Source organism: Thermoanaerobaculum aquaticum (assembly GCF_000687145.1).
GTDB classification, from domain to species: domain Bacteria; phylum Acidobacteriota; class Thermoanaerobaculia; order Thermoanaerobaculales; family Thermoanaerobaculaceae; genus Thermoanaerobaculum; species Thermoanaerobaculum aquaticum.
This window is the reverse complement of record NZ_JMFG01000008.1, coordinates 156,283-177,726: the sequence shown is the minus strand read 5'-3', so window position 1 is coordinate 177,726 and position 21,444 is coordinate 156,283. Positions and strand designations below refer to the sequence as shown.

The following is a 21,444-nucleotide window of genomic DNA, read 5'->3' as shown; positions in this document are numbered from 1 at the left end:
AAGCTAGGGTTTTGGGGCCAGCGCCTGGAGGATGGCAAAGAAGATTTCGGTGTTGTCGCGAACGCCGGTAAGGCGCTCGCTCCCAGGCCCCAGGGCCAAAAGCGGCACGTCCACGCCGGTGTGAACGCCGCGGTCCGGGGCGTAGCCGTGTTCCGGCACCGTGACCTCGCTCACCCCGGTGTACAGCACCCCGGTTTGCCCGTCCTTTTCGGGGTTGGCGTGGACCTTCCTGTCATCGCCAGCTTTTGCGGGAGCCACCGGCCGCGGCTGGGAGCGGAAGTCGTCAAAATGGTCGGGAGCCCCGCCAAAGTGGAGCACCAGCTTCTTTTCGGGATCGGGGTTGTCGGGGTAGCCATCACCGTTGGCATCGGCGGCCTCGGGGAAGCCCATGCGGTCGTAGGTGCCCACCTGGTCCCGGGTGCCCATGCGGGACGGGTCGGTTACCCCCGGGAGCACCAAGCCGCCGGTTTCGTGGTCGGCGGTGAGGATCACCAGGGTGTCGTTGGTGGGATCGCCATCCGAGTTGGTTTTTTCCGCAAATTCCAGGGCTACCTTCAGCGCCTGGTCGAGGTTGTACACCTCCCAGAGCATGCGTTCCGCGTCCAGCATGTGCGCTTGCTTGTCAATGAGCGCCCCTTCCACCATGAGGAAAAACCCTGCCGGGTTTTCTTTAAGCACCTGCAAAGCGGCGCGGGTCATGGCCGAAAGCGAAGGTTGATCGGGGTAGCCACCCACCACCGAAGCATCTCCCCGCTTTTGGATGTCAAAGGGCGAGTTCATGTGGCGGTCGGCAAAAAGACCCAAGAGCTTGCGGGGCCTGGCTTGCAAAGCCGTTTCCAGCTCGCTTGCCGAAAACACCTGGGAAAAGCCCTGGGCGGCGAAGAACGGCAAAAGATCGGGGCTGGAAAAGGTCTTCTTCCCTCCGCCCAAAAGCACACGGACCCCGCAGGGTTCGCTGCTTTCCAGTATCTGCCGGGCAATGCGGCTGGCTTCCCCCCGGTCCGCCACATGGGCCACAAAAGCCGCGGGGGTGGCGTCGGTCAGGTCGGCGGTGCTCACCAACCCCGAAACCATCCCCCGGGTGCGGAAGAGCAAGCAGGGGAGGGTTTCCACCGTTGGGTTGTCGCCGTCGTCCTCGGTGGTATCGGGGAAAACGCCCATCATGCCGTTGGCGGTTTTGGTGCCGGTGGCAAAGGCGTGGGCTCCGGCTGCCGAATCGGTGACGAAACCGGAAAGGGAGGCGGTCACCATGGCGCTTTGCACCGGCAGCGTGTCCATGGCCAGAAAACCGCGGCTTTTGCCGCCTTCAAAGCCGTAGAGGAAAGCCCGAGCCGCGGTGCGGTGGGCAAAGCCAAAGCCGTCACCCACAAACAGGATTACGTGGCGCACCCGGCCGCCCCCTTGGGGCCACGCTTTTGCCTCAAACTCCTGGCGGGCGCTGGCCACCACCTGCGTTTGTCCTTTTTTCCCGAGCTTTTGCAGCAGCCGGAACTCCAAAACGTGGGTACCGGGCTTTTCCACGCTTAAGGCCGGCACCACAAAGCGGTTGCCCTTTACCTCACCGGCCAGGGGTTGGCCGTCCAGCGTCACCTCCCAAAAAAGCCCGGCGGTGTTTTCCGCCTCTGCCTGGACATCAAAGCGTTGCCCCACGGCCACGGTGGTGCGGGGGGTTGGGCTGAGCACCGTGAGACCTGCAGAAAAAGCCGAAAACGACGTTACCAACCACACCAAAGCCGAAAGCAGCCGACGTCCCATCGTTCCCTCCTGACGTCATGCTAGCCGCCCGGCAAGCCCTAGGCAAACGCCTGGCGCAAAAGTTCGGCCGCCCCTGCCACCTGTTCGCTGCTACAGGCAAAGGCAAAGCGGATGAAGCCCTTACCTTGCGGGCCGAAAACCTCTCCGGGAGAGCTGCCAACGCCGAAGGCGTCAATGAGGTAGCGGGTCATGGCCCACCCGTCCCGCTGGCCCTGGTAGCCTTCCCACGCTGCATCCATGGTGGCCCAAAGGTAAAAGGCCCCTTCCGGCTTAAACGGGTGCAAAAGCCGGCAATGGGCCAGGGCCCCCCACAGCACATCCCGCCGCTTTTGGTATTCCGCCACCATGGCTGCCAGGTGGTCCTGGGGTCCGGTTACGGCAGCCACACCGGCGTGCTGGGTGGCGGAGTTCACGCCGTTGATGGTGCAGCGCAGGAGCTTGGTCATGCGCTCCAAAAGCTGGGGGTCGGTGCAGGCCACGTAGCCCAAGCGCAAGCCGCTCATGGCGTAGCTTTTGGAAAAGCTGTACAGGGAAATCACCCGCTCGTAGCCCAGGCTTCCCGGGCTTAAGTGGGTTCGGCCGTCAAAGAGGATGTCCTCGTACGCTTCGTCGGAAATGATCCAAAGCCCGTGCTGGGCTGCCAGCTCCACCATGGCTTGCAGCTCTTCCCGGGTCATCACCGTGCCGGTGGGGTTGTGGGGGGAGTTGATCACCAGGGCTTTGGTTCGCGGCGTAATTTTTTCCGCCATCGCCGCGGCCTGGTACCGGAGCTGCGGGCCGAGCGGCACCCGGACCACCTCTCCCCCCGCCAAAAGCACGTTGTCGGCGGTTTCCGTCCAGGTGGGATCGGGCATCAGCACCTCATCCCCGGGATCCAGCAGCGCCCGGTAGGCGATGTAGAGCCCGTGCATGGCGCCGTTGGTCACCAGCACCTGGTCCGGGCCGGTGAGGGGAAGGTGGTTCTTTTTCACCAGCTTTTCGAAAAGCGCCTGGCGCAGTTCGGGAATGCCGGCCCCCGGGGTGTAGTGGGTGTGCCCGTCGCGAATGGCCTTGGCCAGCGCTTCCGCCACGTGCCCGGGGATGGAAAACGAGGGGTCCCCGCTTTCCAGCCGGTACACCTTGCGCCCCTGGCGCTGCTGCGCCAAAAGCGCATCCCGAATCGTCACAATACCGCCTAACTCAATGCGATCCACCGGATGAACGCTAGCCATCACTGAGGTCCTCCGAGTCGCGTCATTATACGTCTCGGCGCTGGCTTTTTAAAAGCAGCAGGCCCTTCCCCCTCAGGCGCTCTTCTGACCGGGCAACCCAGCCTCAGTGGGGTGCATACGCCCATTGACGAACCCCAAGCAATTCGGGATGATGTGGCCTAGTTTGGAACGCAGCGGTGGGCAACAGTATGGCAAGACCGGGAAAAACACAGACCCTCAGAACAGCACAAAGCATGGCGTGTCTTCAAACCGGCCATGAATGGAGGAGAGGATGGGACTTTTAAAGAAGCTTTTCGGTCGTTCTTCGAAATCCCCAGAAGAACTCTACTCCCGCATACGGTCCATGGCCCTGAACGTCCGCATCGAGGAGCTTGGTCTGACGCCCGACCCCAAGGCCCCGGTTTATGGCGTGATTATGGAAACCGGCATGGGAGACGCGGTAGCCACTTTTCTGTGCATGGGCGATGGCACCGTCAGCCTTTATTTTTCCACCGGTGGCGGCATCATTGGGGCCGGCCAGCACGCGGATGTACGGAGTGCGTGCCTTGAAATGCTGGGAATTGTGAATGAATTTGCCGAGGACTTCTTACGGGCTTCGTATCCGGTTTCGGATTTCCCCATGCCCGAAGATGGTGAGGTGTTTTTCTATTTGCTGACGATCCACGGCGTGTACCACCAGCGCGCCAAGGAAATCGAGCTAAAAGAGCGCCGGCACCCGTTTGCTGCGTTGTTCAATAACTGCCACGTAGTGATGTCCGAGGTTCGATACGCGCACCAGAGGATGACGCGACCCAACTAATGGCCGCTGACGTTGCCCCGTGTCTCCCGGTCGCAGCATGCGTGATTTTGCTCTGTGGGAAGCTCTTGCACCGAGAACGTGAAGCCATCACCTATGTGTTTGCCGGCGACACCCACGGGCGATTGCTAAGCAGAACGCCACGTCATGAATTGGCTGAGTCCAATTCGTGGGAAGATCCTGTTTTTGATGAAGTGAGCGAACTCGTGCCCGACTTGCTGGATTGTGAACGTGGCGCCAGCGAGTGCTTCGGACGTGTGCTAGGGGTAGTTTGCGATCCCGCCCCCTCAGGGCACCTGTACGATTTCGCCGGAAAAATCTGGTGCCCGACCTGCGGTGCACCGATTGTTTATCACTCGCCCGATAATCGATTTCAGTGTGCGAAAAATGTGTCTGCCTTAAAAATTCCAGCAGGAGCGGCAATTATCCTTGGTAAAGTAGGCCCTCGGGTGCGCCATCCAGAATTCGGGCCCTATGCAGTTGGAGGCGGAACACAGATTTACGTTGCAAATTCTGAGGTTGCAGTTCCTCTTGGTCCCGTTGATCTGACCAAGTAGCGTGGAGGTGGTCTATGAAAGGCGAGATCCAAGGGCTTATTGCCAAATGCAAAGTGGCTGCTAAGCAACCCGCCGCATATGGATTCCTTCCGGACATCATTGGAGAGCTTGAAGACATCAAAAGCGAGCTTGAGAAGGATCAACCTAACCCTGAGCGCTTATTGTTATGGGCCCGGGGTTTGGGTCGGCTGGTAACGGATAGCTATGCCTTTTCCGAAAGCCCCTTGGGCACTGAATTGCTGGAATTGGCGGATGACGTCGTACGGAAATACGCCTGGCGATTTCCTCGATTTCGCTAAGAGCGAGGGAAGAAGCAATGAATCTCCCGTTGGCTGGGCACTTCAGCAATTGCGCGGCTTCGCACGGACCACCTGGGAAGCGCGAGCTCAACAGCGGAGTGTTGGGTAACGCAATAGGCTAAGGCGCTAGCACTTTTTTTGTAGTGCCAGTACGACCACAACCGTTCTGGCGTATAGCGTCCTGAAGGACGAGCTGGGCAGCGTCGTGGGGTTGGTGGAGGAAAAGGCGGGAAGCCGTCCCGAAAGGCCTCCTGTCCTCGCGCGGTACCTCTACACCCCGTACGGTGAGGCCCACGGGGAGGTGGGGCCGGAGGTGCGGGAGGTCAAATTTGAAGCAAGCCTTACGAGCCTCACCACGGAAGCGGGGACGGTCACGCAGGTGGTGGCGGATGAAGGCAAGGCGGCAAAAGGGGGCTTGCGCATCACCATGGCCTTGCCGGTGGATGCAACCACCCTGGGCGAGGGGGTGAGGGTGGAAAAGCTGGTGCCTGGGGAAGGGTGGAAGCCAGTTTCGCAAAGCGAGGTCATGGTGGCCCCCACCCGGGCGCCGCCTGACCACACGGCCGAAGACCTTCCCCCCGGGATTGACATCCTGGCCCTTGCCGGCTGGCCGCGGGGGGTGAGCTTCCGGGTGCGGCTTACCCAGGCGCTGGCTGACCTTGCTGGCCGGCCTCTTGCGGAAGAACAAAGCGTTGTCTGGAGCATTCCCGCGGATTCTTCCCAAGAGGTGGTCTTCCACCAAACCTTCCCCGTTTCGTACGACAGCATCCAAGCGGCAAGCGACACCCTGGGCGGGGCCCTCCCGGGCGGACAAACCCTGCTCTTCCACGGGCTGTGGACGGACCCGGCCACTGGGCTTGCTTATGCCCGAAACCGCTGGTACGACCCGAAAAGCGCGTCCTGGCTTTCCGAAGACCCCCTGCGTGACCTCGACTCCCCCAACCTTTACGCCTACGTCGCCTGGCAACCCCAGATGTACCGGGACCCGATGGGCCTTTGCCTGGGCCTTGATGACATACCGTGCGGGGTGTACGCCAGTGAGTTCGTTGCTCAGTTTAGCTCTCCTGAGGAGCTGTGGCGGTCGGCAAAGCGATCGGGCTCGTTTGCTCTGGCGGAGTTGAAAGGTGCGGCCCTGGCCATTCCGAGAATGGCAAAAGGCCTTTACGAAGTGGCTGCACATCCGATTGAAACCGCGACTGGGCTTTACGAATTTGGCAAGTCAGTGGTCACCGATTTCCCTGGCAGCATGCAAAGGCTTGGAAACGCGGTGGTCAACGCCGACCCCGACAAGGTGGGTGAGTTTGTTGGGGAGACGCTTTTCTTTTCGGGCCTTGGTGCTGCGGCGAAGAGCGCGGAGGGCGCTCAGGCGCTACAAAAGCTCAGGATCTTAGATAGACCCGCATTGCCCCCGGGTCGTGTGGCAGAGGCGCTGCCGCCGGGTCACGTGCCCGAGGCGCTGCCTAATCCGGTTGCCAACGCGTTCGTGGATCCTTACCAAGGCGTCCGAGATGCATCAAGGTATCTCAGGGCTCAGGGTGTTCCGCGTGCCAGGCGCCAGCAAATATTGCAATCCTTCGTGGTGGAAACCGTAAAAGTCCGACCTGCGGGTGCCCATGAGTTTGGCATCCGGTACTACGATAATCTGAAGGCCTTCGAGAAAGGTAGTTATTTGTTTGAAACTTTTCCGGCTTCGAGGGAATCTCTAGCGCTCCCGCCAGAATGGAATCGAATGATACACTTTAAGCAATGGCGTATCCGCCCCGGAACCGTGATCATCGAAGGACGCGCAGCGCCACAAGGCCGTTACCCCGGCGGCCAACTTCAGAAATTCATCTTAGATCCTGAGGACCTACTTCCATGAAGGATAGTGACCGTAGGCAACTCGCGAAGGTTGCAGAGCTTATCAGAAGGGGAATCGCTGGGATTGACCAGCTGCTTGCCGGGTGTAACCTACCTGCGCACGGGAGGATTACTGAGGAGCAATTACGTTTCATAAGGCAGGAGCTTATTGAAATGCTTTCCGACTTGGCTGCGCAAAGGTTCGCCGAAGCTGCTGAGAGCGGAATTCGTTTTGGGCGGCTGATTGTGGACTCTTGGCCGCTTGAATCGGAGTTGGGAGACCTCCTTCTTCGCGCCGAAAATCAATTCCTGGCGATTTGCCGTCGCCTCGCGAAGCAATAACACGGGACCACAAGGCGGTCTGCAAACAAGGTCCTTCGGGTTCGCTTTGTTTCGCAAAAATCCCGTGGGCGGGCGCTGCGGGCGGGCGGCGTGACGGGTTGGCTCGTGCGCTTGGTTGGCGAGGCCGTCAGGAAGGCAGCATGCCACAAGCGAAACCTTCAGCTACTACCCCGACGGCACCATCAAAACCTGGACCACCCGGGATGGGGTGGTCATCAGGTACACTTCCGACCCGGGGAATCGCATGATTGCGGCGGTACCGGCGCTGGCTGCGGGCATGGCGCTGGCCTCGTCCATGGCGCCGTTGGACGGTGGGGAGCGTCTTGCCAGGCGTTCAACCTTTCGCCTTTGCGAAGCAAGGGTGCAGGCCCATACGCCGGAGCTCATCTCCGGCATGGGGTGGTCCTTTGCGCTGGACGCCGGGCAGCGCCTTGCCGGTGCCTTTGCCGGGGCAGGCAGCCTTCGGGAAAGCGACAGCCAGGAAAGCTTTGAGCGCTTCCGTTTTGCTTACGGGGAAGGGGATGGGCTTTCCCGCATGGTGCGGGAAGGTGCTGGGGAAGCGGTGGGCTTTGAGGTGGGTGTGGGAGGGCGGATCGCCTCCCGTGGAGGTGTGGCGTACCTCTACGACCGTTCCGGCAGGAGGGTGGAGGACGAGCGGTTTTCCTACGTGTGGGACTGGCGGGGGAGGCTCGTGCAGGTGGACATCAAGCCGGGCTCGGGGGTGAGGGACGCTTCGGGCAGGCTCCTGGAAGGCCACCGCATCCTTTACGAGCACGATGCCTTGGGCAGGCTCCTGCACCGCATTCACCTGGGGCCCCTTCCGCAAGGCGAACGCGATGAGGCCAAGCGTCCCTTTGTGGCCAAAACGCGCTTTTTCTGGGAGGGCAACCGCTTGCTTGCCGAAGAAGGGTTGAACTTCCAAGGCGGGCTTTTATGGCGGAAAAGCTACCTTTCCGGGCCTCAACGTTTGGATGATGTGGTGCAAATCAAGGTGGAGACCTTTGCCGCTTCCGATCCCACAAAGCCCACAAGCGTTCGGGTGTACACGGTGTTGAAGGACGAGCTGGGAAGCGTCGTGGGGTTGGTGGAGGAAAGGGCGGGAAGTAGTCCCGAAAGGCCTCCTATGCCCGTGCGGTACCTCTACACCCCGTACGCTGAGGCTCATTGGGAGGTGGGGCCGGAGGTGCGGGAGGTGCGTTTTGACAAGGAGCTCACTGCTGTGGTCACCGACGGCGGGACGGTCACGCGGGTGGTGGCGGATGAAGGGAAGGCGGCGAAAGGGGGCTTGCGCATCACCATGGCCTTGCCGGTGGATGCAGCCACGCTGGGCGAGGGGGTGATGGTGGAAAAGCTGGTGCCTGGGGAAGGGTGGAAGCCAGTTTCGCAAAGCGAGGTCGTGGTGGCCCCCACCCGGGCGCCGCCTGACCACACGGCCCAGGACCTTCCCCCCGGGATTGACATCCTGGCCCTTGCCGGCTGGCCGCGGGGGGCAAGCTTCCGGGTGCGGCTTACCCAGGCGCTGGCTGACCTTGCTGGCCGGCCTCTTGCGGAAGAACAAAGCGTTGTCTGGAGCATTCCGGAAGGCCGGGACGAAGTTGTCTTTGCACAAACCTTCCCCGTTTCGTACGACACCATCCAAGCGGCCAGCGACACCTTGGGCGGGGCCATCCCGGGTGGACAAACCCTGCTCTTCCACGGGCTGTGGACGGACCCTGCCACCGGTCTTGCTTACGCCCGCAACCGCTGGTACGACCCCCGCACGGCGTCCTGGCTTTCCGAAGACCCCCTGCGTGACCTCGACTCCCCCAACCTCTACGCCTACGTCTCCTGGCAACCCCAGATGTACCGGGACCCGATGGGGACCTGCCGCTGGAACGACTGGGAATGCTGGGGCTGGGTGGCGGAGGAGTTTGGGAAGAACATCGTAACCGACCCCAACGCCCAAAGCACCGCGCTTGGCTTTACGCCGGTGGTGGGGGACATCAAGGACTGGCAGGAGGCAATTACCGGGGTTGATCTCATCACCGGGGAGAGGCTTGCGTGGTGGGAGCGGGGTGCGACGGTGGTGGCGGGCCTTGCGCCGGTGGTGTCGGGCAAAGGCCTGCGGGAGCTTGCCGGCCTCAAGAAGCTCGCCGACCAGCCCGCCCTCCCCCCTGGGCGTGTGGCGAAGGCGCTGCCGGCGGGTCACGCACCAAAGGCGCTGCCAGGCTGGAAACTTCCAGTCGCATACGATCCGAGAGTGAAGCGCTGGCGCGATCTCCAGACCGGTCAATTCACCAAGCCGCCGATAGTGATCGGGGAGAATATGGAGCGCGTACGTGAATATGCGCGACAAATTGGTGCCCAAACCATTGAGGATTTTGTAACCGAGTGGAGCTTCGGGGCCAATCGAGAATGGATCCGGCAGATGAAGGCGGAAGGACGCCAGGTTATTGATACCGGTCCCGACTTTGCTCGTCGTGTTGAGCGGCTGGAGAAAGGCAAGGTGCCCTGGTCTGACGTTTATAACATGGAGCGAATGGAGTTGAAGGGATATGGGAACTATAAGCGAGTGTTTCGGCGCTTCGGCAAATGGCGTGGAGGTGTGCCAGGCTTGGACAAGTCTTGACAGGCAGGAGGGTACGGGATGGCTATCGAGATTGCCAAGTTGTTTTTAGAGACCGTTCAAAAAGAATTTTCTTTTCTGAAAGACGAATATGGATTCACAGGACCTTATTCCAATTTTGAGGCTGGAAAGTTCATGTACCTATATAAAGTGTGGTTTGTAGGAAAGAATTTGGGAGTCGAGTTGGTGCTTGAGTGGCGGGATCAGGATCTCTCGTGCTTCGTAGTACGCTTGGAAGATGGACAAATGCCATCGGGATTATATCTCAATGAGCAAGGAGAGCAAATTAGGATGTATTTAGCGTCGTGGCTTCGCAAACTGGGAATCCAAGACCCCTTGTTCACTCGAGTGAAGACCACAAATTTTGAAGACGAGATCAGGGTGCGCATTCGCGATTATGCTCAGATGTTGAGGAAATATGGACAAGATGTCTTGCTCGATCGAGCGGATATTGTTTTTGGATAAACTGTGAATTATCCTTATGATGTGATGACTCAGCGATCAGGATTAAAGAAGCCCTGATATCAGACGTGTTTCTACGAGCCGCTGGTGGGTCTGTTCGTGCAGCCGGATACGATTGTGCCCTGGCCGGGCAACCCGCAGGCGCTCAACCGCTACGCCTATGCCCTTCAATACCCGCTGTGCTCTACCGACCCTAGCGGGCAGGGCCCGCGGTGTATCCCGATTGCCCTCGGCGTCCTCAAGCTCCTCCACTACGGCTGGACGGCCTCCGAAAATCTCTCCTCACGGCAAACAGGGCAAGTTCCTCAAGGTACCTGTCCACACGTTCTTCCGTCCTTCGGCGGACACCAGCGAGCCGCCTTTATCGCTTCTTTGTTTTGTCAGGGATAACGGCTCTGAGTTTGCGGGTGAGCTTGAAAAGGCCATGAAACCTTTGGCTTGGCACACCTCTTCCCCCACCCCCGCCCCCCAAAAGAAAACCCTTAGGTAGAGCGCTTCCACCGTACCCTCCAGGAGATGTTTGTCAACTTCCACCTCGATTTGCTCTTCACCGACCCCGATCTTTTCAACCGCAAGCTCGCCCACTTCTTCATCCTCTCCAACACTCAGCTCCCCCACCACGCCCTCAAGCTCACACGTCCCATCCAAGCTTTCCGCGAATCCACCAACGCGTGCCAAAGGTTATGGACGAATACCCGGCCCTTGACAGCGGGGTGGGGTTGGGTAGCATGGGGTGAGGAGGCAGCGATGCCGGTGGTGGCGGTTTCCAAGGCGTTGCGGGACCGGCTGGGCGACGAGGGGGCCGAAGATTTGGCGAAGCTTTTGTCTTCGGTGGAGGAAGCGGCGCGGGAAGACACGCTGGTGGTGGTGGAGGAGCGGTTTGCCCGGAGGCTTGCGGAAACCGAATCGCGGCTCAACCAGCGCATTTTGGAAACGGAAGCCCGGCTTGATAACCGGGTCACCGAAGAGGTGGCCAAGCTTGAGGTGCAAATTGCCCGGGTGGATAGCCGCATCACCGAAGAAGTGGCCAAGCTGGAGCTGCAAATTGCTAGGGTGGATAATCGAATTACCGAAGAGGTCACCAAACTCCGCGCTGACATGACTGCCTTCAAGACCGAAATCATCAAGTGGATGTTCCTTTTTTGGATTGGCCAGTTGGCTGCCGTGGGCGGTCTGCTGGCGCTGCTTCGCTAAGCGCGGTGGCGTGTGCGCTTCTTTTTCCCTTTAGGCCCTTGTGATTGCTGTTTCAGTTTCCTAAGGCTGCCTCCTGATTTGGTGTCTTCTGCTTTCACTAGGCCACCTTTGCCTTCGCGATTTTTCGAGAGACCCAAGATTTGGGTCGTTCCTTTCGGGTGATTTTGAGCCGTAACGGGGAAAATGCCGGAGCCACAGTTCCGTGGGGCGTTCTCTCGCGCGCGGCGGCGGGGTTTGGTCCTCGCCGGGAGGCACGTTAAAATGCCGGCGATTGCGGTTTTCCGGAGGGATCATGGGCGTTCCAGAACATCACGTTGCGGATTTGTCGAAGGCGGCTGAGGGCTCGGCTCGGATTGCCTGGGCGGGGCGGGAGATGCCGGTGTTGGCGGAGATACGGAGGCGGTTTGAGGTGGAAAAGCCTTTGGCCGGCCAGAGGCTTTCCGCCTGTTTGCACGTCACCACGGAAACCGCCAATTTGGTGTTGACGTTGAAGGCTGGCGGTGCGGAGGTGCGGCTGTGCGCGTCCAACCCGCTTTCCACCCAGGACGACGTGGCGGCCGCACTGGTAGCCGAACACGGGGTTTCGGTTTTTGCCATCCGCGGTGAGGATCAAGCGACTTACTACCGTCATATCCGCCAGTGCTTGGAAAGCTCGCCGACGCTCACCATGGACGATGGGGCCGATTTGGTTTCTTCCCTTTTGCTTTTGGGTCGCGGAGAGCTGGCAAAGGCCCACCCGGAGGTGCGGGCCCTGGGGGAAAAGCTAGGTGAGGCCGGTTGCCAGGCGTTGGTTTCCGGGGTTTTGGGCTCCACCGAGGAAACCACCACCGGCGTGATTCGCCTGCGGGCCATGGAGCGGGACGGAGTTTTGCGGTTTCCGGTGATTGCGGTGAACGACTCGGATACCAAGCACTTGTTTGACAACCGCTACGGCACCGGTCAGTCCACCATTGACGGCATCTTGCGCGCCACCAACGTGCTTTTGGCCGGCAAGGTGGTGGTGGTGGCGGGGTACGGGTGGTGCGGGCGGGGCGTGGCCATGCGGGCCCACGGCATGGGCGCGCGGGTGGTGGTCACGGAAGTGGATCCGGTGCGGGCTTTGGAGGCAGCCATGGATGGGTTTGCGGTGATGCCCATGGCCGAAGCGGCCAAAGTGGGGGATCTCTTCATCACGGTGACCGGTAACTGTTCGGTGATTACCCTGGAACACGCCCGCCACATGAAGGACGGCGCCATCCTCGCCAACTCGGGGCACTTCGATGTGGAAATTGACCTGGCCAGCTTGCGGGAGGCTGCCAGCGAAATCCGCGACGTCCGCCCTAACGTGGAAGCCTACCGCTTCCCCTGGGGGAAAACGCTTTTTGTGCTCGCCCAAGGGCGGTTGGTGAACTTAGCGGCGGCGGAGGGCCATCCCGCAGCGGTGATGGATATGTCCTTCGCCAATCAGGCGTTGGCTGCTGAATACCTGGTGAAGACCGCAGGCAGGCTGCAACCCAAGGTCTACCGGCTTCCCGCCGATCTGGACCGGGAAATTGCCCGCTTGAAGCTGGCTACCATGGGGGTGAAGTGCGACGTGCTGACTCCCGAGCAGGAACGCTATTTGGCCAGCTGGCGGGAGGGTACTTAAGCTTCTGTGCGCTTTTGGGTCTTTCGAGGCAGCTTGGCCTCGTTGGGCGACGTGGCTTTCTGATTTTCGGCGTTGCGTGCCCCAACAAGAGGGACGCCCGCCTTGAGCCATTGGCAACCCTGGCGAAACTGGGTGAACCTACACCCGCACTAGCCAGCCGTGGGTGTCGGGGTGGGTACCAAACTGGATGCCGGTGAGCACCTCCCGCAGTTTCCTGGCGACCGGCCCCTCGCTGCCGTCGCCTACCTTGTACACGCGCTCGCTGCCGTCGGGGAGGATATCCACCAGCTCGCCCACCGGTGCCACCACCGCTGCGGTGCCGCAGCCAAAAACCTCGGTGCAGTCTCCGGCCTCCAGGCCCTGAATGATTTCCTCAATGTGAATGGCCCGCTGGACAAAGGGGATGCCCAGTTCCTTGCAAAGGACGCCAATGCTTTCCCGGGTGACACCTTCGAGGATGGTTCCGGAGGTGGGAGGGGTGGTAACCACGCCGTCCAAAACGAACATGATGTTCATGGCGCCCACTTCTTCCACGTGGCGGCGCTCCACCGCGTCCAGCCATAAAGCTTCAGCGCAGCCGTGGTCGCGGGCGATCTTGCGGGCCAAAAGCGAAGCGGCGTAGTTGCCGCCGGTTTTGGCGGCGCCGGTGCCGCCCGGGGCAGCCCGCACCCAGTCCCTGGCGATCATGATGCGCAGCGTCTTTCCGGCGGTGCGGAAGTAGGGGCCCGTGGGGCCGGTGATGATGAAGTAGAGGTACTGGGTGGAGGGGCTCACACCCAGGCTTTCCTGGGTGGCAATCATGGTGGGGCGGATGTAAAGGGCACCCGGAGTTGGGGGGACCCATTCGCGGTCCACCGCCACCAACGCCCGCATGGCCTCCAGCTGCACCGATTCGGGGATTTCCGGCATGGACATGCGCCGGGCCGAGCGGTTGAAGCGCGCTGCGTTGCGGTCCGGGCGGAAGATGTGAACGGAACCGTCGGGGTGGCGGAACGCTTTTAGCCCTTCGAAGATCTCCTGCCCGTAGTGGAAAACCATGGTGGCCGGTGAAAGGGAAAGGGGACCAAAGGGAACAATTCTGGGGTTGTGCCAGCCTCTTTCCTCGTCGTAGTCCATGAGGAACATGTTGGGAGAAAAGGTGCGCCCGAACGGTAAGTTGTTCGGGTCAAGGGGAAAATCTGGGGCCCGTACCACCGAGCGATCCGTAATGTCCATGGCTACCCCTTTCTACCGGTCCTCACCGGCCTTTCGTTCGCTGGCAAGAAAAACGCGCGGCCGCGCCCGGTGGCTGCCGGGCGAGGAAGGCTTGAGGCGAGCTCAAGCCAGTCGCACGTCTTGCCAAATAAAACCATCACGGGTGACTGTTTCTCCCAACTTGAAGCTTATGGGTTCGGAAAACGAGGCATGGGCAAAAACGAAGGTGTGAAACTCGCCGTTTTCCCCGCAAGGATCAACTCCGGGCGGCAGTTTGGCCAAAAAGCCGTTGTCGGTTTGGGTCGCCAAAAGCGGGGCGAGGTCCTGCCGGCAGCAAACCACCAGAGCTTTTCCGCCCTGGTTTGAAAACTCCCGAATAAGCTCTGTTGGCTGCGCACCCCACAGCGGAAAAACCCCCGCAAGGCCAGCCCGGGCCAGCAGGGACTCGCGGAAGCAACGCAAGTCCTCCAGGTAGATATCCCCAAACACCACCCCTTCTACGCCGGTCTGGGCCAGAGGTTTGAGGGTGGCCCGCATGACCTCCTCGTAGGTGGTGTTGGGCACAAGGCCCGCCTGGGGAGCATCCACCGGGCAAAGGGGGCACCGGTCCCTGGGGTTGGCCGGATCGGGAACGGGAAGGCTGGCCTCAAAAAGCGGGAGCCCCAGGGCTTTTGCCTGCGCCTGCACCAGCTCCCTCCGTACGCCGTGCATGGTGACGCGCCCTAAGGGTTCCGAAACCGTGGTCAAAAGCCCCACGATGTGGTGGCCGGCTTGGCGGGCGCGGACCAGGGCGAGGAGGGAGTCCTTACCGCCGCTCCAGGAAACCAGAAGCCGGCCCATGGGCTTTCTCCCGGCGCCTCAGGACGCCGAAGCTGCGGGAAGGTGGCGCACGAGGGCGCTGTAAGCGGCAAAGATCAGGGCCGCAAACGTCAGGTCACCCACCAGGGAAAGGCCGTAGAAAGGCAGCGCCGCGATGTAGCAAGCTATCAACCCGGCGGCGGTGTGGGGGTACATGGTGCCGGAGGCCCAAACGGCAAAGTTGGTGGTGAGGTAAAAGAGCGTGGAGGCCGCCACCGAAGCGAGAGCCACCCGACCCACCTGGAGGCGCTCTTTAAGGAAGCTTCCCAAAAGCACCACCAGGGCAAAGGTGCCGTAAACCACCGGCATGTGCGGGTGAAAACCCTGGCCGGTGAGGAGCTCCAGGAGGCTGTCGGAAAGCAGCATGGCCGCGAGAGGTACGAAAAACCCCAACAGCCGCCGTCCAAACGTTGCCCCGGCAAAAAGCGCGAGGGCGGTCACCGGTGCCACGTTGGGAGGGTGAGGCACCAGCCGCAGCAAAGCCACCGCCAGGACCACGCCGGTTGCTACGGTGATGCGATTCCAGAAACGCCCCATGGTTACCTCCCGCTGCAATGATAGCAAGAAATCCCCGCGTCCCCGCCCTCCAGCCGTTGCCCCCATTGGCAAGGAAAGCCGCCGGCTCCTTTACGCGGGGTTGGGGTAGTCGAAGAACTGCACCTCCAGCCCCAGCTTTTCTTCCAGGTGCGCGCCCAAAGCTTGCACGCCAAACCGCTCGGAGGCGTAGTGGCCGCACGCCACCACGTGCACCCCCTCTTCCTCGGCCCGGTGCATGACCCACTCCTTGGGGTCGCCCACCACCAGCGCATCGAGGCCGGTTTCCACCGCCTCGGCAAAAGCTCCCGCACCGCTGCCGGTGACGATCCCCACCGAGCTCACCCGTTCGCCATGCCCTGGAAAGACCAGGGGCTCTTGTCCGGTGAGCAGCTCCAGCCGCCGGGCCAGCTCTTCCAGCGTTTGCGGCCGGTTGAAAACCCCTGCCCAGCCAATGGCGAAGCCGTGAAAAACCCCAAAGGGTTCAAGCCCCTCCAGCCCCAGCTGGCGGGCCAGCACGGCGGCGTTCCCCACCTCGGGGTGCCGGTCCAAGGGCAAGTGGTAAGCGAGGAGGTTAAGCTCTTCCGCCAGCAGAACCGCCAAACGCTGGCGCAAGCTCCCCCGCACCCGCTCCACCTGGCCCCGCCACAAAAGGCCGTGGTGCACCAGCACGGCATCGGCTCCCCAGCGGGCGGCATCGGTGAAGAAGCGCGCGCTACAGGAAACCGCAGTGGCCACCCGGCTGATCTTGGCCCTTCCCTCCACCTGCAGGCCGTTGAGGCTTTCGTCGGGTACGTCTTCCACCGCCAGAAACTCGTCCAGGTAAGCAACCAGCTCGTCGCGGTCCATAGCGGCATTGTGCCCGGGCTTGCCGCCGGTCACAAGCCCCTCGTTTGGCCGGAAGCCACCGCACATGCTCTAGAATCGCACCCATGGGTGCCTTCTCGCGGGCGGCTTTCCTGGCGGTGGGCTCGGAGCTGCTGCGCACCTCCCGCCTGGACACCAACTCCCTTTTTGTGGCTGCCAAGCTGGCCGCTTGCGGGGTCGAAATGACCGAAAAGCGGTGCGTGGGGGATGATGCCCAGGCCATTGCCGGTGCGGTTTCTGACCTGTTGACCCGGGCGGACCTGGTGGTGGTCTCCGGGGGGCTGGGTCCCACCGCCGATGACGTCACCCGGGAGGGGGTGGCTGCCGCCTTGCAGCGGAAGCTGCACCTTGACCAGGAGCTTTTTGCCCTCCTCCAGGAGCGCTACCGCCGCCTGGGCCGCAGCATGCCCAGCATTGCCGCACGCATGGCCTACCTGGTGGAGGGCGCCCAGGTGCTGCCCAACCCGCGGGGCACCGCCCCGGGCCAGTGGCTGGAGGTGGGCTCGCGGGCGCTGGTGCTCCTCCCTGGCGTTCCCGAGGAGCTGGAGACCATCTTTGCCCTGCACGTGCTCCCCCGGATTCAAGGAAAGCCCATCTTGGTGCGTACCTTGAAGGTAGCCGGGCGCTTCGAATCGGAGGTGGAGCAGCGGGTTTCCGACCTTTACCGCCGGTTTGGGCGGGAAAAGATCACGATTTTGGCGGGGCGGGGGACCGTGGAGCTGGTGCTTTACGCCGAAGGCCCCTCGGAGCTTGCGGCTATGGAGCAGGCGTTTGCCGAGGTGCTGGGCGCCGACATCTTCGGGCGGGACGAAGCCACGCTGCCGCAGGTGGTACTGGAGGCCCTCAAAAGCCGGGGCTGGATGCTGGCCACCGCCGAGTCCTGCACCGGTGGGATGGTGGGCTCGGCCTTAACGCAGGTGCCCGGGGCCAGCGAAGCCTACCTGGGCGGGGTGGTGGCTTACGCCAACACCGTCAAGGTGCGGCTTCTGGGGGTGCCCGAGGAGGTTTTGGCCACCCACGGGGCGGTGAGCCGGGAGGTGGCGGAAGCCATGGCGCTGGGGGCCTGCCGGTTGGGGGCCCAGTGCGGTCTGGCCATTACCGGCATTGCCGGCCCTGCCGGCGGTACCCCTGAAAAGCCCGTGGGTACCGTGCACGTGGCCGTGGCCATCCCCGGCCAGCTGCAGCACCGCCGTTTTCTCTTCGGGGGAAGCCGGCAGACCATCCGCGAGCTGGCGGCCAACTTTGCCCTGGATTTGCTGCGGCGGGTGCTGAAGGGGGCAGCATGAGGTGTTTTCTAGCGGTGGAGCTTCCACAGGCGCAAAAGGCCACGGTCATGGCGGGGCTGGCCAGGCTCAAGGGCAAGCTGCCGGCGGCGCGCTGGGTGCGCCCGGAGGGCCTGCACATCACCTTGAAGTTCTTGGGGGAGCAGTCGGAAGCGCAGGCCGCTTCGTTTCTGGAAGCCCTGACCCAGCTTTTGACGGAAGTCCCCGCTGAAGTAAAGGTAAGCCTCCACGGAGGCGGTTTTTTCCCAAACGCCGCAAGACCACGGGTGGCGTGGCTGGGGGGGCAGGCGCCGGGTCTGGAGGCGTGGGCGGAAGCCAGCGAGGAAGCGGCTTCTTTGATTGGCGTGGCGCGGGAGGCAAGGCCCTTTTCCCTGCACGTGACCCTGGCCCGCCTGGAAAGGCCCTGGCCGGAAGTGGCCTGTCAGCGCTTCCTTCAGGAGGTGGCTTCCTGGCAACTGGCCCCGTTTGTGGCCCGGGAGGTGGTGCTTTTTGAAAGCACCTTGGGCCCCGGAGGGGCGGTGTACAGCGAAAGAGCCAGGATTCCGGTAGGGCGGCCATGAGGGGCCTGGTGCTCCTGGCCGCTTACCTTTTGGGTTCCATCCCGTTTGCCTACCTTGTGGTGCGCTTGCGCGCTGGGATGGACATCCGCACTCAGGGCTCCGGAACCGTAGGGGCTACCAACGCCAGCCGCGTTTTGGGCTTGGGTTGGGGCCTGGCGGTCATGCTTTTGGATGTGGGCAAGGGGCTTTTGGCCGTGTGGTTGGCCACCCGAATTACCGGGAATCCAGCTTGGCACGCTGCGGCCCTGTGTTCGGCGGCAGTAGGGCATTGCTTTCCTCTTTGGCTTTCGTTCCACGGGGGCAAGGGCCTGGCCACCACCGGCGGCGGTCTGCTACTGCTTTCCCCTTTGAGCCTGGCCTTGAGCTTTGGCGTTTGGCTTTTGGGGCTTTTGGCCTTTCGCGTGGTGGCGGTGGCTTCAAGCCTCACCGTGGCGCTTTTGCCGGTGGTCTTTTGGTACGTGAAAAAGCCCAGCTTGCTGGCGGAGCTTCCGGTGGTGGTGCTGAGCGTGGTGCTGCTTTTCAAGCACGCCCCAAACCTGCGCCGGTGGGTGCGGGGTGAGGAGCCGAAGGTGGGAGGGAAGCCATGAAGGTGGCGGTGGTGGGCGGCGGGTCCTGGGGGACCGCGCTTTCCGTGCACTGTGCCCGGGCCGGCCATGAGGTGGTGCTGTGGGCCCGGGAACCTGAGGTGGTGGAGGGGGTCAATCGGGAAAGGCGCAACCCGCTTTTCCTCCCGGAGGTGACGCTGCCCCCAGGGCTTACCGCTGAAGGCGATGTGGCGCAGGCGGTGAGCGCCGCCGAGGTGGTTTTTTTTGTGGTGCCGGTGCAGTTTGCCCGAGGGGTGCTGCGGGAAATGAAAGCGGCCCTGCCTGTGCAAGCGGTGCTGGTTTCAGCCAGCAAGGGCATTGAGGTGGCGAGCCTTTCCCGCATGGACGAAGTGGTGGCCCAGGAGCTGGGTCTTGAACCCGAAAGGTTCGTGGCGCTTTCCGGTCCCACCTTTGCCCGGGAGGTGGCGGCGGGTTTGCCGGCGGCAGCGGTGTTGGCGGGGCGCTCTCCGTCATCGCTCAGGATGCTGCAGGAGGCTTTTTCCACCCCCTCCTTCCGCCTGTACCGTTCCGCCGATGTGGTGGGTGTGGAGCTGGCCGGAGCCCTGAAGAACGTTATTGCCATTGCCGGTGGCATGGCCACCGGCTTGGGGCTCGGTCACAACGCCCTGGCGGCGCTGCTGACCCGCGGTCTTCACGAAATTGCCCGCCTGGGCGTGCGCTTGGGCGGCCAGCCGGAAACCTTCCGCGGGCTTGCCGGCATGGGGGACCTGGTGTTGACCTGCACTGGCGCGTTATCCCGAAACCGCGCGGTGGGGGAGCGCTTGGGTCGCGGCGAGCCTTTGGAGCAGGTCCTCTCCGGCAGGGAGGTGGCGGAGGGGGTGCCCACCGCCCGAGCGGCTGCGGCTTTGGCGCGGAAAAACCAGGTGGAGATGCCCATTACATTTGCAGTGGAAGCCATCCTGGACCAGCGGTTGTCCCCCCGGGAGGCGGTGACCGCGCTTATGACCCGGAGCTTGAAAGAGGAGCTGGAGTAACGGCCTCCTCGGCCTCCGGCAGAGCAAGCCCATGGGAGCGACAGAAGGCTAGAAAATCCAGAGGCACTGGGGCTGTAAGCTGCAGCTTTTGGCCACCCCTGGGGTGGGGCAGGGAAAGCCCGAAAGCGTGGAGCATGGGCCGGGGGGCCTCGGTTTGCGAGCCGTAAAGGGTGTCCCCCACGATGGGGCAGCCAATGGATTGCAGGTGCACCCGCAGCTGGTGGGTGCGGCCGGTGAGGGGCCGCACCTCAACCAGAAAAACGCCATCCCCGCGGGCCACGAGCCGCAGCCTGGTGGCGGCTTTCTTGCCCCCCGCTCCCACCCGGAAGCGTCCGGGAAGCAAAGGGTCGGGAGCAATGGGGGCGTTGATGGTGGTTTCCGCGGGGGGATGGCCGCTGACCACCGCCAGGTACACCTTGTCCACCGAGCGCCCGGCAAAGAGGCGGGAAAGAGCGGCGGCAGCATCGTGGTGCTTGGCAAACAGCACCAACCCACTGGCAATGCGATCCAGGCGGTGCACCACCTTGAGCTCCACCCGGTGCCCCTCCCGGTAGGAGAGCTGCAGCGCCAGGTGCTCCACCGTCGAAAGCTCCCCGGGGAGCCGCTCCGGGGCCGGCTGGGTGAGCATCCCCGGGGGTTTGTTCACCGCCACCAGCCAGCCGTCCTCATAGAGCACCGGTAGCGGCGGAGGCAGCGGCTGGGGAGGGCGCAGCGGGTCGGGAACGGGCAAAACGTCCACCACATCGCCCACCTGCAGCACCTTGGACTCCACCCGGCACGCCCGGCCGTTGAGCCACACCCACCCCTCGGCCACGAGCGTTTTGGCCCGCCGCCGGGAAAGGCCGGTAAGCTGCGCCAGCCCCTGGTCCAGTCGGAGGCCGGAAAGGCCTGGGTCCACCAGGTAACGGGTGACGCCAGCTTCAGGCAAGACGAGCCTCCCGCGGCAGCACCAGGCGGACGGTGGTGCCTTGGGGGGAAGAGGAGAGCTCCAGCTTGCCGCCGTGGGCTTCCACCAGCTTTTTGGCGGTGGCCAAACCAAGGCCCATGCCCTGGGGGCGACGCACGGCCATGGGGAAAAACACCCTGGGCAAAACCTCCGGAGGGATGCCGGGGCCGTGGTCGCGGACCTCCAGCGTCACCTCATCGGCGCTCCCCGAAACCATCACCTCCACTTCTGTGCCCTGAGGGCTGGCCTGGGCCGCGTTTTCCAAAACGGCGTCCAGCGCTGCGCCCATGAGCTGGGGATCCCAGCGGGCGACCCCGGCTTCCGCAGCGGTGTGCACCCGAAAGCTCAGGGGGGGCTGGTTGGCCGGCCAGCGGTGGCGGAGGGCCCGGAGCTTTTCCTGAACGAAGGCCTCCACGTTGAGGGTGGAAAGGGAAACCCGGGGTTTGCGCCCGTACAAAAGCAAACGCTCCAGGTACTGCTGGACTCTTCCCAGCTGGGAGAGGATGGTTTCCAGGTGGGGGCTTGCCTCTTTTGCTTGACGCTGGGCAATTTCCGCTTGCAATGAAGCGGTGAAGGTCAGATTGCGGAGGTCGTGGGCAATGTGGTTGACCAGCTCCTCGATGCAGTCGCTGCACCACTGCAGGGCCCAGCCGGCGCTCACCCCCAAAAGGAGCTCCGAGTTTTCCGGCACGGCAAAAACGTGCAGGGAGTAGCGCTCCCCGCCGCGCATGAGGGTGACAGCAAAACCCGGCGGGGTAGGGGAAGGCAACGGCGGTTCGCAGTCCAGCTCCAGTTTTTCCCCGTTCTCCAGGAGCAGCAAGACCCGGGTTTCGTCGAGCTTTTTGAGCCAAAAGGGGCCCGCAGCCGAAAACAAGCTAATGTCGCCCATGGGCTAAGTGTAAACCGGAAACGCTCGCGGTGCATTTTGCTAGACTG

At 62.5% G+C, this 21,444-nt stretch carries 22 protein-coding genes; 13 read left to right on the top strand and 9 right to left on the bottom strand.

Annotated elements, in window-relative coordinates; translation table 11 throughout:
* Positions 1–3: 3 nt before the first annotated feature.
* Together EG19_RS04030 and EG19_RS04025 are read right to left on the bottom strand one after the other, a co-directional pair.
* On the bottom strand, positions 4–1,755 hold the full coding sequence (locus EG19_RS04030) for an alkaline phosphatase (RefSeq protein ID WP_053334857.1): 1,752 nt from the start codon (positions 1,753–1,755) through the stop codon (positions 4–6).
* A gap of 38 nt (positions 1,756–1,793) precedes the next feature.
* Positions 1,794–2,966 carry a pyridoxal phosphate-dependent aminotransferase gene (locus EG19_RS04025; RefSeq protein ID WP_038047731.1) on the bottom strand — a complete coding sequence of 391 codons (1,173 nt, stop codon included), beginning with the start codon at positions 2,964–2,966 and terminating at the stop codon, positions 1,794–1,796.
* Positions 2,967–3,237: 271 nt separating this feature from the next.
* Between EG19_RS04025 and EG19_RS04020 the strand changes: the two genes are divergently transcribed.
* The 3 genes from EG19_RS04020 to EG19_RS04015 are packed head-to-tail and all read left to right on the top strand — an operon-like array spanning position 3,238 to position 4,618.
* Positions 3,238–3,765, top strand: coding sequence for a hypothetical protein (locus EG19_RS04020; RefSeq protein WP_038047728.1), 528 nt, complete (start codon positions 3,238–3,240; stop codon positions 3,763–3,765).
* Between the two features lie 41 nt (positions 3,766–3,806).
* Positions 3,807–4,319, top strand: a complete 513-nt coding sequence (locus EG19_RS13355; protein WP_152543902.1) for a hypothetical protein — start codon at positions 3,807–3,809, stop codon at positions 4,317–4,319.
* A gap of 14 nt (positions 4,320–4,333) precedes the next feature.
* Positions 4,334–4,618, top strand: coding sequence for a hypothetical protein (locus EG19_RS04015; protein WP_038047726.1), 285 nt, complete (start codon positions 4,334–4,336; stop codon positions 4,616–4,618).
* 270 nt (positions 4,619–4,888) lie between these two features.
* On the opposite strand, the gene EG19_RS13600 is transcribed toward EG19_RS04015, so the two are convergent.
* Complete coding sequence (locus tag EG19_RS13600) at positions 4,889–5,179, bottom strand: hypothetical protein (protein WP_161685355.1); 291 nt, start codon at positions 5,177–5,179, stop codon at positions 4,889–4,891.
* Positions 5,180–5,249: 70 nt separating this feature from the next.
* On the opposite strand from EG19_RS13600, the gene EG19_RS12340 reads away from it, so the two are divergent.
* The 6 genes from EG19_RS12340 (at position 5,250) to ahcY (ending at position 12,687) form a co-directional block, all read left to right on the top strand.
* Entirely contained in the window at positions 5,250–6,479 is a 1,230-nt protein-coding gene (locus tag EG19_RS12340) for an RHS repeat domain-containing protein (protein WP_235208694.1), read from the top strand.
* Positions 6,476–6,799 (top strand): hypothetical protein, encoded by a 324-nt coding sequence (locus EG19_RS04005; RefSeq protein ID WP_038047723.1) that lies wholly within the window; start codon positions 6,476–6,478, stop codon positions 6,797–6,799. Before EG19_RS12340 ends, EG19_RS04005 begins: the two co-directional genes overlap by 4 nt.
* A 115-nt stretch (positions 6,800–6,914) precedes the next feature.
* Entirely contained in the window at positions 6,915–9,407 is a 2,493-nt protein-coding gene (locus EG19_RS04000) for an RHS repeat-associated core domain-containing protein (RefSeq protein ID WP_152543900.1), read from the top strand.
* Between the two features lie 18 nt (positions 9,408–9,425).
* Positions 9,426–9,869: a hypothetical protein gene (locus EG19_RS03995; protein WP_038047720.1), complete on the top strand. Its 444-nt coding sequence runs from the start codon at positions 9,426–9,428 to the stop codon at positions 9,867–9,869.
* A 513-nt stretch (positions 9,870–10,382) separates the two neighbouring features.
* A complete protein-coding gene (locus tag EG19_RS03985; RefSeq protein ID WP_200867113.1) occupies positions 10,383–11,060 on the top strand; it encodes an LA_3696 family protein in 678 nt (225 codons plus the stop codon).
* Positions 11,061–11,352: 292 nt separating this feature from the next.
* The gene (gene ahcY / locus EG19_RS03980; protein WP_038047715.1) at positions 11,353–12,687 is read left to right on the top strand and encodes an adenosylhomocysteinase; all 1,335 of its coding nucleotides are present in this window, start codon (positions 11,353–11,355) and stop codon (positions 12,685–12,687) included.
* 138 nt (positions 12,688–12,825) lie between these two features.
* Here the strand turns inward: ahcY and EG19_RS03975 are convergent, their stop codons facing one another.
* From EG19_RS03975 to EG19_RS03960, 4 genes are all read right to left on the bottom strand, one after another.
* Positions 12,826–13,902, bottom strand: a complete 1,077-nt coding sequence (locus EG19_RS03975; RefSeq protein WP_038047712.1) for a branched-chain amino acid aminotransferase — start codon at positions 13,900–13,902, stop codon at positions 12,826–12,828.
* 102 nt (positions 13,903–14,004) lie between these two features.
* The gene (locus EG19_RS03970) at positions 14,005–14,721 is read right to left on the bottom strand and encodes a Dph6-related ATP pyrophosphatase (protein WP_038047710.1); all 717 of its coding nucleotides are present in this window, start codon (positions 14,719–14,721) and stop codon (positions 14,005–14,007) included.
* An 18-nt stretch (positions 14,722–14,739) separates the two neighbouring features.
* Entirely contained in the window at positions 14,740–15,276 is a 537-nt protein-coding gene (locus EG19_RS03965) for a DUF6580 family putative transport protein (RefSeq protein WP_038047708.1), read from the bottom strand.
* 90 nt (positions 15,277–15,366) lie between these two features.
* Positions 15,367–16,122 carry a Nif3-like dinuclear metal center hexameric protein gene (locus EG19_RS03960; protein WP_038047705.1) on the bottom strand — a complete coding sequence of 252 codons (756 nt, stop codon included), beginning with the start codon at positions 16,120–16,122 and terminating at the stop codon, positions 15,367–15,369.
* 83 nt (positions 16,123–16,205) lie between these two features.
* Between EG19_RS03960 and EG19_RS03955 the strand changes: the two genes are divergently transcribed.
* The 4 genes from EG19_RS03955 to EG19_RS03940 are packed head-to-tail and all read left to right on the top strand — an operon-like array spanning position 16,206 to position 19,562.
* Positions 16,206–17,426, top strand: coding sequence for a competence/damage-inducible protein A (locus EG19_RS03955; protein WP_038047702.1), 1,221 nt, complete (start codon positions 16,206–16,208; stop codon positions 17,424–17,426).
* On the top strand, positions 17,423–17,983 hold the full coding sequence (gene thpR, locus EG19_RS03950) for an RNA 2',3'-cyclic phosphodiesterase (RefSeq protein ID WP_053334855.1): 561 nt from the start codon (positions 17,423–17,425) through the stop codon (positions 17,981–17,983). Before EG19_RS03955 ends, thpR begins: the two co-directional genes overlap by 4 nt.
* Complete coding sequence (gene plsY, locus EG19_RS03945; protein WP_038047699.1) at positions 17,980–18,570, top strand: glycerol-3-phosphate 1-O-acyltransferase PlsY; 591 nt, start codon at positions 17,980–17,982, stop codon at positions 18,568–18,570. The genes thpR and plsY overlap by 4 nt, the downstream gene beginning before the upstream one ends.
* Entirely contained in the window at positions 18,567–19,562 is a 996-nt protein-coding gene (locus EG19_RS03940; RefSeq protein ID WP_038047695.1) for an NAD(P)H-dependent glycerol-3-phosphate dehydrogenase, read from the top strand. Before plsY ends, EG19_RS03940 begins: the two co-directional genes overlap by 4 nt.
* Here EG19_RS03940 and EG19_RS03935 read toward each other — a convergent pair.
* On the bottom strand, positions 19,528–20,490 hold the full coding sequence (locus EG19_RS03935; protein ID WP_053334854.1) for an RluA family pseudouridine synthase: 963 nt from the start codon (positions 20,488–20,490) through the stop codon (positions 19,528–19,530). The genes EG19_RS03940 and EG19_RS03935 overlap by 35 nt on opposite strands.
* The gene (locus EG19_RS03930; protein ID WP_038047694.1) at positions 20,483–21,397 is read right to left on the bottom strand and encodes a sensor histidine kinase; all 915 of its coding nucleotides are present in this window, start codon (positions 21,395–21,397) and stop codon (positions 20,483–20,485) included. The genes EG19_RS03935 and EG19_RS03930 overlap by 8 nt, the downstream gene beginning before the upstream one ends.
* Positions 21,398–21,444: the final 47 nt, after the last annotated feature.

Excerpts from the sequence above, each read along its gene's own strand:
- EG19_RS04015 (WP_038047726.1), top strand. The coding sequence starts at position 4,334 with ATGAAAGGCGAGATCCAAGGGCTTATTGCCAAATGCAAAGTGGCTGCT.
- EG19_RS03955 (WP_038047702.1), top strand. The coding sequence starts at position 16,206 with ATGGGTGCCTTCTCGCGGGCGGCTTTCCTGGCGGTGGGCTCGGAGCTG.
- thpR (WP_053334855.1), top strand. The coding sequence starts at position 17,423 with ATGAGGTGTTTTCTAGCGGTGGAGCTTCCACAGGCGCAAAAGGCCACG.
- EG19_RS03985 (WP_200867113.1), top strand. The coding sequence starts at position 10,383 with ATGTTTGTCAACTTCCACCTCGATTTGCTCTTCACCGACCCCGATCTT.
- EG19_RS03965 (WP_038047708.1), bottom strand. The coding sequence starts at position 15,276 with ATGGGGCGTTTCTGGAATCGCATCACCGTAGCAACCGGCGTGGTCCTG.
- EG19_RS03940 (WP_038047695.1), top strand. The coding sequence starts at position 18,567 with ATGAAGGTGGCGGTGGTGGGCGGCGGGTCCTGGGGGACCGCGCTTTCC.
- EG19_RS04020 (WP_038047728.1), top strand. The coding sequence starts at position 3,238 with ATGGGACTTTTAAAGAAGCTTTTCGGTCGTTCTTCGAAATCCCCAGAA.
- EG19_RS03970 (WP_038047710.1), bottom strand. The coding sequence starts at position 14,721 with ATGGGCCGGCTTCTGGTTTCCTGGAGCGGCGGTAAGGACTCCCTCCTC.
- EG19_RS03930 (WP_038047694.1), bottom strand. The coding sequence starts at position 21,397 with ATGGGCGACATTAGCTTGTTTTCGGCTGCGGGCCCCTTTTGGCTCAAA.
- EG19_RS03995 (WP_038047720.1), top strand. The coding sequence starts at position 9,426 with ATGGCTATCGAGATTGCCAAGTTGTTTTTAGAGACCGTTCAAAAAGAA.
- ahcY (WP_038047715.1), top strand. The coding sequence starts at position 11,353 with ATGGGCGTTCCAGAACATCACGTTGCGGATTTGTCGAAGGCGGCTGAG.
- EG19_RS04025 (WP_038047731.1), bottom strand. The coding sequence starts at position 2,966 with ATGGCTAGCGTTCATCCGGTGGATCGCATTGAGTTAGGCGGTATTGTG.
- EG19_RS04030 (WP_053334857.1), bottom strand. The coding sequence starts at position 1,755 with ATGGGACGTCGGCTGCTTTCGGCTTTGGTGTGGTTGGTAACGTCGTTT.
- EG19_RS04005 (WP_038047723.1), top strand. The coding sequence starts at position 6,476 with ATGAAGGATAGTGACCGTAGGCAACTCGCGAAGGTTGCAGAGCTTATC.
- EG19_RS03975 (WP_038047712.1), bottom strand. The coding sequence starts at position 13,902 with ATGGACATTACGGATCGCTCGGTGGTACGGGCCCCAGATTTTCCCCTT.
- plsY (WP_038047699.1), top strand. The coding sequence starts at position 17,980 with ATGAGGGGCCTGGTGCTCCTGGCCGCTTACCTTTTGGGTTCCATCCCG.
- EG19_RS03960 (WP_038047705.1), bottom strand. The coding sequence starts at position 16,122 with ATGGACCGCGACGAGCTGGTTGCTTACCTGGACGAGTTTCTGGCGGTG.